The organism is Actinoallomurus liliacearum (genome assembly GCF_039542035.1).
In the GTDB taxonomy this organism is placed as follows: domain Bacteria; phylum Actinomycetota; class Actinomycetes; order Streptosporangiales; family Streptosporangiaceae; genus Actinoallomurus; species Actinoallomurus liliacearum.
In genome coordinates this window covers 365501-379119 of sequence record NZ_BAABHJ010000001.1, presented here as the reverse complement: position 1 = coordinate 379119, position 13619 = coordinate 365501, and the positions used below count along the sequence as shown (strand labels likewise).

General features: G+C 72.3%; 10 protein-coding genes. 6 read left to right on the top strand and 4 right to left on the bottom strand.

The genetic code is table 11. The annotated features are described in order from the left end of the window. Positions 1-12: 12 nt before the first annotated feature. Complete coding sequence (locus ABD978_RS01780; protein WP_345347068.1) at positions 13-969, top strand: S66 peptidase family protein; 957 nt, start codon at positions 13-15, stop codon at positions 967-969. Further along, positions 966-1829, top strand: coding sequence for a hypothetical protein (locus ABD978_RS01775; RefSeq protein ID WP_345347066.1), 864 nt, complete (start codon positions 966-968; stop codon positions 1827-1829). The genes ABD978_RS01780 and ABD978_RS01775 overlap by 4 nt, the downstream gene beginning before the upstream one ends. Before the next feature lie 141 nt (positions 1830-1970). Here the strand turns inward: ABD978_RS01775 and ABD978_RS01770 are convergent, their stop codons facing one another. Further along, positions 1971-3770: a glycoside hydrolase family 15 protein gene (locus tag ABD978_RS01770; protein ID WP_345347064.1), complete on the bottom strand. Its 1800-nt coding sequence runs from the start codon at positions 3768-3770 to the stop codon at positions 1971-1973. A 152-nt stretch (positions 3771-3922) separates the two neighbouring features. Between ABD978_RS01770 and ABD978_RS01765 the strand changes: the two genes are divergently transcribed. Further along, entirely contained in the window at positions 3923-5473 is a 1551-nt protein-coding gene (locus ABD978_RS01765) for an MFS transporter (protein ID WP_345347062.1), read from the top strand. 7 nt (positions 5474-5480) lie between these two features. Here the strand turns inward: ABD978_RS01765 and yczE are convergent, their stop codons facing one another. After that, positions 5481-6242 carry a membrane protein YczE gene (yczE, locus tag ABD978_RS01760; RefSeq protein ID WP_425550659.1) on the bottom strand — a complete coding sequence of 254 codons (762 nt, stop codon included), beginning with the start codon at positions 6240-6242 and terminating at the stop codon, positions 5481-5483. A 52-nt stretch (positions 6243-6294) separates the two neighbouring features. Here yczE and yczR point away from each other — a divergent pair, with 52 nt between their 5' ends. Continuing rightward, complete coding sequence (gene yczR / locus ABD978_RS01755; RefSeq protein WP_425550658.1) at positions 6295-7713, top strand: MocR-like transcription factor YczR; 1419 nt, start codon at positions 6295-6297, stop codon at positions 7711-7713. Between the two features lie 101 nt (positions 7714-7814). On the opposite strand, the gene ABD978_RS01750 is transcribed toward yczR, so the two are convergent. Together ABD978_RS01750 and fdhD are read right to left on the bottom strand one after the other, a co-directional pair. Then, entirely contained in the window at positions 7815-8708 is an 894-nt protein-coding gene (locus ABD978_RS01750) for an alpha/beta fold hydrolase (RefSeq protein WP_345347057.1), read from the bottom strand. Positions 8709-8730: 22 nt separating this feature from the next. After that, positions 8731-9540: a formate dehydrogenase accessory sulfurtransferase FdhD gene (gene fdhD, locus ABD978_RS01745; RefSeq protein WP_345347054.1), complete on the bottom strand. Its 810-nt coding sequence runs from the start codon at positions 9538-9540 to the stop codon at positions 8731-8733. 95 nt (positions 9541-9635) lie between these two features. Between fdhD and ABD978_RS01740 the strand changes: the two genes are divergently transcribed. Then, on the top strand, positions 9636-10262 hold the full coding sequence (locus ABD978_RS01740) for an FMN-dependent NADH-azoreductase (protein ID WP_345347051.1): 627 nt from the start codon (positions 9636-9638) through the stop codon (positions 10260-10262). A gap of 134 nt (positions 10263-10396) precedes the next feature. Further along, on the top strand, positions 10397-13615 hold the full coding sequence (gene fdh / locus ABD978_RS01735) for a formate dehydrogenase (protein ID WP_345347048.1): 3219 nt from the start codon (positions 10397-10399) through the stop codon (positions 13613-13615). The last annotated feature ends 4 nt before the right edge of the window (positions 13616-13619 follow it).

The following is a 13619-nucleotide window of genomic DNA, read 5'->3' as shown; positions in this document are numbered from 1 at the left end:
AAGGAGGGGCGGATGCGCGACCCCGGGGGCGGTCAGCCATCGTCACTGCACGCCGGGGATCGAGTCGCCGTCATCGCCCCCAGCGGGCCGGTCGACCCCGACCGTCTCGAGCGCGGTGCCACGGTGCTGCGGAGCCTCGGCCTCGAGGTGACGTTCGGGCGGCACGCCCTCGACATCGCCGCGACCCTGCCCCACCTCGCCGGCACCGACGCCGACCGCGCGGCCGACCTGCAGGCGGCCTGGTGCGACCCGGAGATCGCGGCGGTCCTGTGCGCCCGCGGCGGGTACGGCGCCGCGCGGGTCCTCGACCATCTCGACTGGACCGCGCTCGGCCGCGCGAAACCGAAGCCCCTGCACGGGTCCAGCGACATCACCGCCCTGCACGTCGCGTTCGGACGACGACTCGGGGTGACCACTTCGTTCGGGCCGATGATCGCCTCCCTCATCGCCGACGGCGAGCCGGAGGCGGTCGACCACCTGCGAGCCGCCCTGTTCGACCGGGGAGGGCCCGTCACCGGCACGCACGCGCTGCGCCCGGGCCGCGCGACCGGCTCCCTGACCGGCGGCAACCTCGCTCTCCTGACCTCCCTGCTCGGCACGCCGTACGCCCCGGAGCCGGCCGCCGGCCGCATCGCCTTCCTCGAGGACGTCGGCGAGGCGCCCTACCGCGTCGACCGCATGCTCACCCAACTGCGCCAGGCGGGCTGGTTCGACGGCGTCGCGGGCATCGTGCTCGGCACCTGGACCGGCTGCGGTGACCTCGACGCGGTGTTCGCCGACCGTCTCGGCCCGCTCGGCGTGCCGATCCTCGCGGGGGTGCCGGTCGGGCACGGCCCCCGCCAGCTCACCATCCGGCTGGGCGCTCCGGTCCTGCTCGACGCGGACGCGCTCGTACTTCATCCGGGCGTGCCGGACGCCCGGGGACGGCGGTCCGGACCTCCGGGCGCCTTCGCGGGGGAGACACCATGACGACGTACGAACGCCGCGACCACCGGCCCGCCCCGGCCGGTGGAGACGACCGGGCCCTCGACTCGCTCGTCGTGCTGGTGGCCGAGAGCCACGGGTACGGCTGCCGTCCCGTCCAGAACGACGCGATGCTCCTCGACGGCCCGCAGCGTCTCCACATCGGCATGCGCAACCTGCGCCAACTGGCCCGCCAGGTGCCGCGCGACGACTGGCCCGCACTGGTCGCCGACCACGTCGGCACCATCATCACCGCCATCGAGGAGCCGCTCGACCTGCGCGACTTCGCGCTGGTGCGCGGCCTCCTGCGGGCCCGCGTCTACCCGGCCGAGGCCCGCACCGGACGCCTCATCTGCCGGCCGTTCGCGCCCGGGCTCATCGAGGCGATCGTCGCCGACACCCCCACGACCGTGCGCACGATCGTCACCGACGACGCCATGACGTGGCCGGTGACGGCCGACGAGCTGTTCGCCGTCGGCCGCGAGGGCGTCCGCGCCGATGGCCCGCTGGAGTGCGACGTCATCGACGACACCGGCATCCGCGTGCTGGAGGGACAGACGTTCTACGCCGCGACGCACCTGCTGTGGCTGGACTCCTACCTCGACCCGGGACCGTACGGCGCGCTGGCCGTCGCTCCCACCCGGAGCGCGATCGCCGCCTGCGCCATCCGCAAGAACACCGCGATGATCACGGCTGAGCGCCTGCACGCCTTCGCCAGGAACGCCTACGACGAGGGCCCCGGCTCACTCACCCCGGAGCTGTTCTGGATCCGGAACGGCACCCTCACCCTCCTGGAGTCCCGCACGATCGGCGGCCGCCTGGTGCTCCCCGCCGACTTCATGCACTTCCTCGACACCCTCCCCTGACCCACACTCCGCCGCTGTAGCCGGCGGGCGGAATGCTCGGTGAAGGGGACCCTGAAGGCCGCGATATCGAGCAGGAATCGCCCGGCCGAACGGCGATGACCGAGCGTTTCGCACGCTCAGCAGCAGTGGCTCGCGACGGCCTCAGGCGCGTGCCGTTGCGCGGCGGACGCCGTCGTGGCCTTCCAGGTCGTAGGCGGTGAGGACGAGGGGCACGTGGCTGAACGCCTGCGGGAAGTTGCCGACCTGGCGGCGCAGCCGCGGGTCGTACTCCTCGGCCAGCAGGCCGACGTCGTTGCGCAGGTCCAGCAGCCGCTCGAACAGCTCGCGGGCCTCGTCGACGCGGCCGATCTGCTGGAGCGCGCCGGCCAGCCAGAAGCTGCAGGCGAGGAACGCGCCCTCGCGGCCCGGCAGGCCGTCGACCCCCTCCTCCCGATCGTTCGTCTCGTACCGCTGGACGAAGCCGTCCACGGTGAGCTCCCGCTGGATCGCCTCGACCGTGCCGACGACGCGCGGGTCGTCGGGAGGCAGGAAGCCGACGCGGGGGATGAGCAGCAGTGCGGCGTCGAGCTCCTTGGACCCGTACGACTGGGTGAACGTCCCCCGGTCGGAGTCGAACCCCTTGGCGCACACCTCACGGTGGATCTCGTCGCGCAGCGCCCGCCACTGATCGAGGGGACCCTGCCGGTCGAACGTCTCGATCATGCGAACGGCGCGGTCGACCGCCACCCACGTCATGACCTTCGAGTGGACGAAGTGCCGGCGGGGACCGCGGATCTCCCACAGCCCCTCGTCCGGGTCGCCCCAGTGCTCCTCGAGGAAGCCCGTCAGCGCGCGCTGCAGCGACCAGGCGTGCCGCTCGGGCTGGATGCCGGTGTTCAGCGCGAGGAACAGCGAGTCGGCGACCTCGCCGAAGACGTCGAGCTGCAACTGCTTGGACGCGGAGTTGCCGACACGGACCGGACGGGAGTCCTCATACCCCGGCAGCCACGGCAGTTCGTACTCCTCCAGGCGGCGCTCGCCCGCGACGCCGTACATGATCTGCAGATCCTCGGGGGTGCCGGCCACGGCGTGCATCAGCCAGGACCGCCAGGCCTTGGCCTCGTCGCGGTAGCCGCTGCGCAGCAGGGCCTCCAGCGTCATCGTCGCGTCGCGCAGCCAGCAGAAGCGGTAGTCCCAGTTGCGCACGCCGCCGACGTCCTCGGGCAGCGAGGTGGTCGCGGCGGCGACGATGCCGCCGGTCGGCTCGTAGGTCAGGGCCTTCAGCGTGGCCAGCGAGCGGACGACCGCGTCGCGGTACCGGCCGTCGTAGGTGCAGTGCCGCGCCCACTCGGTCCAGAACCGCTCGGTGCCGTCGAGGGCCTCGTACGGGTCGACGTCACGCGGGGCGGGCAGGTGGGAGGGGTGCCAGGTGCAGACGAACGGCAGCGAGTCGCCCTCGCACACCACGAAGGTCGCGCGGTGGGCGAAGTCGCGGCCCTCCAGTTCGATCGGGCTGCGCAGCCAGACCGAGTCGGGCCCGGCGGTGGCGGTGAGGTGGTCGCCGATTCGGCGCATCCAGGGGACGACCCGGCCGTAGTCGAAGCGGAGCCGCAGGTCGAGGCGCATGGGCACCCGGCCGGACACGCCCTCGATGATGCGGACGACGTCGGCCGCCTCGCCGCGTTCCGGCATGAAGTCGATGACCCGGACGGTGCCCTCCGGGGTGTCCCACTCGGTCTCCAGGATCAGCGTGTCGCCGCGGTAGCGGCGCCGGGTCGCCCGGCCGCCGGAGACCGGGGCGATCTGCCAGCGGCCGTTGTCGGGCGTGCCGAGCAGCCCGGCGAAGCAGGCGGGGGAGTCGAACCGGGGCAGGCACAGCCAGTCGATGGAGCCGTCCAACCCCACGAGCGCGCAACTGAACAGGTCGCCGATGAGTGCGTAGTCCTCGATTCGCGCGGGCAACGCCGCCCCCTCCCGTCTCGAATTTTCCGTCGTACCGTAGCGCGGCACGAGTCCGGTGTGACCGCAGGACGCATGACATCGTTGTTTACCGCCCGGTCACTCGGTTACGTCTCCCCTGTCCCTCGCGAGGGCGCGTGGACCAAGGAGATGACATGCACGAGACCGATGACCCGGCGTCTCCGCCGGACGTCGTTCGCAGCCTGGTACCCGCCCGGATCGACCGGCTTCCCTGGTCGCGGTTCCACACCCGGATGATCGTCGCGCTCGGTGTCGCCTGGGTGCTGGACGGGCTGGAGATCCAGATCGCCAGCATCGTGGGGCCGGTCCTGCAGCATCACGGCACGCTCGGGCTGAGCTCCCGGGCCGTCGGCTTCGCCGCGACGGTCTACCTGCTCGGCGAGGTCGCGGGCGCGCTGATCTTCGGCCGGCTGTCCGACCGGCTCGGCCGCCGCAAGCTGTTCATCGCCACGCTCGGGCTGTACCTGGCGGCCAACGCCCTGACCGCCCTGTCGTTCAACTACGGGATCTTCCTGCTGTTCCGGTTCATCGCCGGGATGGGCATCGGGGGGGAGTACGCCGCGATCCACTCGGCGATCGACGAGCTGATCCCCGCCCGGTACCGGGGCCGGGTCGACCTGGCCGTCAGCGGCACCTACTGGTTCGGCGCGATCCTCGCGTCCCTGGGCGAGTACGTCCTGCTGAACCCGCACCTGCTGCCCCAGAACCTCGGCTGGCGGATCGGCTTCTTGATCGGCCCGGTGATCGGCGTGGCGATCTGGACGCTGCGCAGAACGCTGCCGGAGAGCCCCCGCTGGCAGCTCATGCACGGGCGCGCCGAGGAGGCGGAGGAGACGGTCGCGTACATCGAACGCGAGGTGGAGGCGTCCGGTCACCGGCTGCCGCCCGTCGACGAGAGCCGGTACCTCGACGTCCACCCGCACGAGTCCGTGTCGTTCCTGACCGTCGGGCGCACGCTCTTCCGGGAGTATCCGTCGCGGTCGCTGCTCGGCGCCACGCTGATGATCAGTCAGTCGTTCCTCTACAACGCGATCTTCTTCACGTACGGCCTGGTGCTGAGCCACTTTTACGGGGTGGCCGACCACGACGTGCCGAAGTACTTCTTCGCCTTCGCGGCCGGGAACCTGCTCGGTCCGCTGCTCCTGGGGCCGCTGTTCGACACGATCGGCCGCAAGCGGATGATCTCCGGGACCTACCTGCTGTCCGGCACGTTGCTCGCGGTCAGCGGCTACCTGTTCAAGCTCGGCGAGCTGTCCGCCCTGACCCAGACGATCCTCTGGTCGGTGATCTTCTTCATCGCCTCGGCGGCGGCCAGTTCCGGCTACCTGACCGTCAGCGAGATCTTTCCGCTGGAGCTTCGCGCCCAGGCGATCGCGCTGTTCTTCGCGATCGCCCAGGTGTTCGGCGCCCTCGGCCCGACGATCTTCGGGTCGCTGATCGGCGACAAGGACCACCCGGACCCCGGACGGCTGTTCGTCGCCTACCTGATCGCGGCGGGGATCATGCTCGTCGCCGGAGTGGTCGAGGCGGTCTACGGCGTCCGGGCGGAGCGTGCCTCCCTGGAGGACGTCGCGACGCCGCTGTCGGCGGCGCGCCGGGCGGCCGAACAGGTCGGTCACCGGCTCGATCCGGGCTCCGGGACCGGCCCGGCCGGCACCGGGCCGACCGGGACGGCGGGCGCCTAGGACACGCCTAGCGTGCGTCGCCGCATTCGGCGGGCACCGCGGCGGCCGGGACGGGGGCCCTGCCCTCGCCCTCCGGCCGCTGCCGCGCCGCCGCGCGGCGCGTCTCCTCGCGCGGCGCCTTCTTGATCTCCAGCCTCGGGATGAAGACGTGCGTGAGCGGGCCGATCGCGACCGCGTAGAGCAGCGTGCCGATGCCCACGGTGCCGCCCAGCAGCCAGCCGACGACTAGCACCGTCAGCTCGATGCCGGTGCGGACGACGCGGATGGAGTGGCCGCGGGCCGCCAGGCCGGTGGTCAGGCCGTCCCGCGGTCCCGGTCCCAGCCCGGCCCCGATGTAGCACCCGGTGGCGAACCCGCCGATGAGGATCGCCGCGACCAGGTATGCCCACTGTGCGACGACCGTCCCGGGGTGGGGGAGCGCCCAGAGGAAGAGGTCGGCGAACGCGCCGACGAGGACGGCGTTGCTGATCGTTCCGATGCCGGGCCGCTGGCGGAGCGGGATCCACAGGGCCATCACGGCCACGGCGGCGATGATGATCCACGTGCCGATCGACAGGCCGGTCTGGCGGGCGAGCCCCTGGTGGAGGGTGTCCCATGGGTCGTTGCCGAGCCCGGAGGCCACCTGCAGGGCGATCCCCAGCCCGTAGAGGGCCAATCCAACGTACAACTGGGCCAATCGGCGGACCATCACCGGTCTTCTCCGCTCACGTGCGACTTCTTCCAGCAGGAACACCGACGGATCGGTGCCCGGCTCTCGGACGTGGCTCATTCACCCATGGAAGTGGCTTGCAGATTAATGGCCAATCAGGAAAAGTGGCCATATGACGTCGCGGGTGATCAATGCCACGAGCCTCGCCCGGCTGCTCGGCGGCGCGCCGGAGGGCCGGCCCCGGTACGCGGTGGTGGCCCGGAGCATGCGGGCCCTGGTCCTCGACGGCCGGCTGCCGCTGCGCACGCGGCTGCCCGCCGAGCGCGATCTCGCGGCCGCGCTGGGAGTGAGCCGGACGACGGTGACCTCCGCGTACGACGCCCTGCGCGCCGAGGGATACGTCCAGAGCCGGCAGGGGGCGGGCAGCTGGACCGCACTGCCCGCCGGCAGCCCGAAGGCGGCCCGGCAAAGGCTCGCCGAGGACCGCTCGCTCATCGACCTGGCCTGCGTCACGCCGTCCGCTCCCCGTGGTTTCGAGGACGACGTCGCCGCCGCCGTGGCCGCGCTCCCGCCCTACGCCTGCGGCCCCGGCTACGAGCCGCTCGGACTGGCGCCGCTTCGCGAGGCCGTCGCCGCCCGCTACACCGCGCGCGGCGTGCCGACGCTGCCGGAGCAGATCCTGGTCACGACCGGGGCCCAGCACGGGCTGTGCCTCGTGCTCCAGGCGCTCGTCCGGCCCGGGGACTCCGTGCTCGTCGAGTCGCCGACCTACCCGCACGCCCTCGACGCGCTGCGCCGCGCGGGAGCGCGCCTGGTGCCCGCGGGCGTCAACGCCGGCTGGGATCCCGAACTCATCACGAGCGGCCTGCGGCAGTCCGCCGCCCGGCTGGCGTACCTCATCCCGGACTTCCAGAACCCCACCGGCCTGCTGATGGACGATCGGGTCCGCGCCGCGCTCGTCTCGGCCGCACGGGCCACCGGAGCGTACGTCGTCGGCGACGAGACCTTCGCCGAGCTCGCCGTGGACGACGTCGCGCGGCCGCGTCCGCTGGCCGCCCACGACACCGACGGACGCGTGATCAGCATCGGGTCGGCGTCCAAGGTGCTGTGGGGCGGCCTGCGCATCGGCTGGATCCGGGCGACGCAGGCGCTCGTCCGCAGGCTGGCCGAGGCCCGCGACACCGTCGACCTGGCCAGCCCGGTGCTCGAGCAGCTCATCGTGGCCCGGTTGCTCGGCCGCATCGACGCGGTGGCCGACGAGCGGCGCGCGATGCTGCGGGAGCGCCGCGGGGTCCTCGTCGAGGCCCTGCGCCGCGAGTGCCCCGACTGGACGTTCACCGTCCCGCCGGGCGGCCTGTCACTGTGGGCCCGGCTGCCGGGGACGTCGAGCACGGCGCTCGCGACGGCGGCGGCCCGCTACGGCCTGCACGCCGTGCCGGGGACGGCCTTCGGCGTGGACGGCGTTCTGGACGACCACCTCCGCCTGCCCTACGTGCTCCCGCCGGAGGTGCTGCGCGACGCCGTCTCCCGGCTCGCCGCGGCCGCCCGGGAGGCCGTCGGCGCCCAGCCGCCTCCTCCCGCGTTCGTCTAGCACCCCTGGACCGCGCGCCGGGTGCCCGGAGCGCTCGGCTCGGGTACCACCGGTTCACGGCGCACACCGCGCCGGCGCCTCCCGAGCTCGCGTGCGCGACGTCAGGCGGCGGAGGCCTGCTCGGCGTGCTCGGCGATGAGCCGCGCGAACTCCTCCGGCCGGGTGAGGAGCCCCCAGTGCGACGTGGCGACGGGCCGTACGCGCAGGTGCCCGGTGAACGGGCGCGGCGCCTCGGCCGCCAGCGCCGCGGTGGCGTACGTGTCCTTCGTCGGCACGATGACCTGCGTCGGCACGGTCACCTTCGGGGAGACGCCGGTCCGGCGCGCGCTGCGGGTCCCGCCGAGCATGTTCGCCCGGTAGAGGTTCAGCCCGGCCACGGCGTCCTGGAGGAGCGTCGGCGCGGGGTGCCCGTCGCCGGCCGGCACGCCTTCGAGCCGCTCCAGGCGCCGGCCCCACCGGCCGGCCAGCCCGCGCCTCCAGACGAGTTCCGGAACGACCGGCACCTGGAAGGCGGCGAGGTACCACGACCGCGCCAACTGCCGCGCGACGGCCGGCACGCCGGACGGCCGTCGCGGGCGCGTCCGGAACCAGTGCGAGGCGTGCGCCAGGCAGGGCCCGGAGATGGAGGTGAACGAGGCGAACCGGCCGGGCATCTCCCGGACCGCCTCCCATGACTGGATGGAGCCCCAGTCGTGGCCCACCAGGTGCACCGGCGCGTCGGGGGAGACGGCGTCGAGCACGGCGCGCATGTCGGCCACCAGGTGCTGGAACCCGTACGCCTCCCGCCGCGACGGACGCGAGGACGCGCCCGCGCCCCGCACGTCGTACGCCACGACGTGGAAGCGGTCCGCCAGACGGGCGGCGACCGCGTCCCATACCGCGTGGGTGTCCGGGTAACCGTGCACGAGCAGCACCGTCGGCCCGGAGCCGCGCTCGTACACCGCCAGTTCGACGCCGTCGCCGTGGACCCGGCGGGTGCGCGTGTCGTCCGACATGACGCCTACCGTAGGACTGCGGTCAGTCCTTGATCCGCTCGGCCCCCGTGTAGACGTTCATCGAGGACCCGCGGAGGAAGCCGATGAGCGTCATGCCGGCCTCCTCGGCGAGTTCGGCCGCGAGCGAGGACGGCGCGGACACGGCCGCGAGCGCCGGGATGCCCGCCAGCATGGCCTTCTGCGTGAGCTCGAACGACGCGCGGCCGCTGACCAGGAGCACGTGACCGGTGAGCGGGAGCCGCCCGTCCTTCAGCGCTCGGCCGACCACCTTGTCGACCGCGTTGTGCCGTCCGACGTCCTCGCGGAGCGCGACGAGCGTGCCGTTCGCGTCGAACAGCCCGGCGGCGTGCAGCCCGCCGGTCCGCTCGAAGACCCGCTGCGCCTCGCGGAGCGTGTCCGGCAGGGCGGCCAGGACCTCCGGGTCGAGGACGGTCGTGTCGGACCGGAGGTCGTAGCGCGCCCGCTGCCGGAGGGCGTCGATGCTCGTCTTCCCGCAGACCCCGCACGCGCTCGTCGTGTAGAAGGAGCGCTCCACCGAGACCTCCGGCGGGCCGACCTCCGCGGCGAGCGCGACGTCGACGACGTTGAACGTGTCGGTGTCGGCGCAGTAGCGCATCGCGGCGACGTCCTCCGGCGCCCGAATGACGCCTTCGGCGTACAGGAAGCCGGTCACCAGGTCGAAGTCGTTCCCCGGCGTCCGCATGGTGACCGACAGCGGGCGCCCGGCCAGGCGGATCTCGAGGGGTTCCTCGACGACGAGGGTGTCCGGTCTCGTCCGGCGTCCGCGTTCGTCGATGTGCGAGATCCGCCGCCGCACGGTCACTCGGCCCATGATCCGACCGTACCGCTTGCCGTACCGGACCACAGTCCGGTACGTTCTCCGAAGAGGAATCGGACCATGGTCCGGATATGGAAAGGGTGGCACCGATGAGCCGTCTCCTGCACATCTCCGCGTCTCCGCGCGGGGATCGTTCCGAGTCGCTGAAACTCGCACACGCCTTCCTGGACGCCTACCGGGACGCCGATCCCGGGCGTGTCGTCGACACCTTCGACCTGTGGGATGGCACCCTCCCGGCGTTCGGGCCACCGGCCGCGGCCGCGAAGATGGCGGTCTTCGCGGGCGAGGAGCCGACCGGAGAGGAGGCCGCCGCCTGGCGTGCCGCGAGGGAGACCTTCGAGCGGTTCGACTCCTACGACCGGTACCTCTTCAGCGTCCCGATGTGGAACGCCGGCGTGCCGTACGTACTGAAGCAGTTCATCGACGTCGTCTCCCAGCCCGGCATGGTCTTCGGGTTCGACCCGGAGGAGGGGTACAGCGGCCTCCTGCGCGGCAAGAAGGCGGCGGTCGTCTACACCAGCGCCGTGTACGGCGACGGGCGCGGCCCGGCGTTCGGCGCGGACTTCCAGCAGACCTTCTTCGAGGACTGGCTGCGGTGGGCCGGGATCACCGACATCGAGGCGGTGCGGTTCCGGCCGAACCTCGTCACGGCCGACGCGGACGGCGCCCGCCGTGCGGCGCTCGCCCAAGCACGGGACCTCGGCAAGGCGTTCTGAACCGGGGACGGGGCCCGCCGATCCACGGCGGGCCCGCCGCGTCGTGTGAGAAAACTGCGCCCCTCAGTGTTATAAAGAGGCCGGAAAGGGCAAGCGGACGACGAGATCGACCCGGGGAGGGGGGAAGCACGGGCGTGGGCATCGAGTCCTGGCCGGTGATCCGGCAGCTCACCGGCACCGACCCCCTGGGGCGCGGCCGCTCCGCGCGCTCCTCGCGGACGGACGGCCTGCGGGCCCGGACCGAGCAGGCCGACCGGGTCGTCGACTCCATCTGCCCCTACTGCGCGGTCGGCTGCGGGCAGAAGGTCTACGTGAAGGACGAGAAGGTCGTCCAGATCGAGGGCGACCCGAACTCCCCGATCTCCCGCGGCAGGCTCTGCCCCAAGGGCTCGGCCAGCAAGCAACTCGTCACCTCGCTGAGCCGGCAGACCAAGGTCCTGTACCGCCGGCCGTACGCCACCGAGTGGGAGTCGCTCGACCTCGACGAGGCGATGGACATGATCGCCGACCGGGTCATCGCGGCCCGCCGTGAGGGCTGGCAGGACACCTTCGAGGACAAGCCGGTGCGCCGCACGATGGGCTTCGCGAGCCTCGGCGGCGCCACCCTCGACAACGAGGAGAACTACCTCATCAAGAAGCTCTGGACCGCGCTCGGCGCGATCCAGATCGAGAACCAGGCCCGTATTTGACACTCCGCCACCGTCCCCGGTCTGGGGACCAGTCTCGGACGCGGCGGCGCGACGACGTTCCAGCAGGACCTCGCGAACTCCGACTGCATCGTCATCCAGGGCTCGAACATGGCCGAGTGCCACCCGGTCGGGTTCCAGTGGGTGATGGAGGCGAAGGCCCGCGGGGCGCGGATCTTCCACATCGACCCGCGGTTCACCCGCACGAGCGCGATGGCGCACCGGCACACGCCGATCCGCGCGGGCAGCGACATCGTCCTGCTCGGCGCGCTGATCAACCATGTGCTCAGCGGCGGTCACGACTTCCGTGAGTACGTCCTGCGCTACACCAACGCCTCGGTCATCCTGAGCGACGACTTCCAGGACACCGAGGACCTCGACGGGCTGTTCTCCGGCTACGACGCCGAGTCCTCGTCGTACGACCCGGAGACCTGGGCGTACGCCGGGGGTGAGCAGGAGGCGCCGGCCGCCGGCGCGCGCGACGAGCAGGAGAAGGGCGACGAGGACGGACCGTCGGGCCGCATCACCCAGGAGCACGGACCCGGCGCCACGTACGAGGCCACGCCGTCCCAGACCGGCCACGCCGAGCGGCACGACGAGACGCTGCGGCACCCGCGCTGCGTCTACCAGGTGCTGAAACGGCACTTCGCGCGCTACACCCCGGAGATGGTCGAGCAGGTCTGCGGCATCGCGCCGGACGCCTTCGCCGAGCTAGCCGAGGCGATCGTGGCGAACTCCGGTCCCGACCGGACCACCGCCTGGGTCTACAGCGTGGGCTGGACACAGCACACCGTCGGCGCGCAGTACATCCGCACCGCCTCGATCCTGCAGCTCCTGCTCGGCAACATCGGGCGGCCCGGCGGCGGCATCCTCGCGCTGCGCGGGCACGCGAGCATCCAGGGCTCCACGGACATCCCGACGCTGTTCAACCTGCTGCCCGGCTACCTGCCGATGCCGTACGCCCACCACCACGAGGACCTCGACACGTACCTCGAACGCGCCGCCGGCGACACCGGCTTCTGGGGGCGCAAGCGGTCCTACATGGTCAGCCTCCTCAAGGCGTGGTGGGGTGACGCGGCGACCGCGGACAACGACTTCTGCTTCGACTACCTGCCGCGCCTCACCGGGGACCACGGCACGTACCACACCGTCATGGACCAGATCGAGGGCAAGGTCAAGGGCTACTTCCTGCTGGGCGAGAACCCCGCGGTCGGCTCGGCGGGCGGCCGGCTGCAGCGCCTGGGGCTGGCCGCGCTGGACTGGCTCGTCGTACGGGACCTGCAGCTCATCGAGAGCGCGACGTTCTGGAAGGACTCCCCGGAGATCGAGACCGGTGAGCTGACCTCCGAGGGGATCGGCACGGAGGTGTTCTTCCTGCCCGCCGCCTCCCACGTGGAGAAGGACGGGACGTTCACCAACACCCAGCGGCTGCTGCAGTGGCACCACAAGGCGATCGAACCGCCGGCCGACGCCCGCAGCGACCTGTGGTTCATCTACCACCTCGGCCTGCGGATCCGCGAGCGGCTGGCCGGCTCCGGCGATCCGGTCGACCGGCCGATCCTGGACCTGACCTGGGACTACCCCGAGGAGGGGGAGCACCGCGACCCGTCCGCGGACGCGGTGCTGCGCGAGATCAACGGCCACGACGCCGACGGCGGCCTCCTGGCCGGGTTCACCGCGCTCAAGGACGACGGTTCGACGTCCTGCGGCTGCTGGATCTACTCCGGCTGCTACACCGACGGCGTCAACCAGACCGCCCGCCGCAAGCCGGGTTCGGAGCAGTCCTGGGTGGCGCCCGAGTGGGGCTGGGCCTGGCCGTCGAACCGCCGCATCCTGTACAACCGCGCCTCCGCCGACCCGCAGGGCCGCCCGTGGAGCGAGCGCAAGGCGTACGTCTGGTGGGACGGCGAGCAGTGGACCGGCCACGACGTCCCCGACTTCGAGAAGACCAAGCCGCCGTCCTACGAACCGCCGCCGGACGCGAAGGCCGAGGCCGCCATCGGCGGGACCGACCCGTTCATCATGCAGACCGACGGCAAGGCCTGGCTCTTCGTGCCGCGCGGGCTGGTCGACGGGCCGCTGCCCGCCCACTACGAGCCGCACGAGTCACCGGTGGAGAACCTGCTCTACAAGCAGCAGGGCAATCCCGTACGGCAGACCTACCAGCGCCCGGGGAACCGCTACGACCCCGTCGGCAGCGACGTCTACCCGTACGTCTGCACGACCTACCGGCTCACCGAGCACCACACGGCGGGCGGCATGAGCCGGTTCCTGCCCTACCTGTCCGAGCTGCAGCCGGAGATGTTCTGCGAGGTGTCGCCGGAGCTGGCCGCCGAGCGGGGCCTGGTCCACGGCGACTGGGCGACCGTCATCTCGGCGCGCACGGCGATCGAGGCGCGGGTCCTCGTCACCGACCGCGTCCGGCCGCTGCGGATCCAGGGCCGGGTCATCCACCAGATCGGGCTGCCGTACCACTGGGGGTCGGCCGGCGCCGTCCGCGGCGACTCCGCCAACGACCTGCTGCCGATCGTGCTGGACGCGAACACCCACATCCAGGAGAGCAAGGCGGCGACCTGCGACATCCGACCCGGACGCCGCCCGCAGGGGCCGGCCCTGCGCGCTCTCGTGCGGCGCTACCGCCGAATGGCCGGGATCCCGGAGGACTGACGGA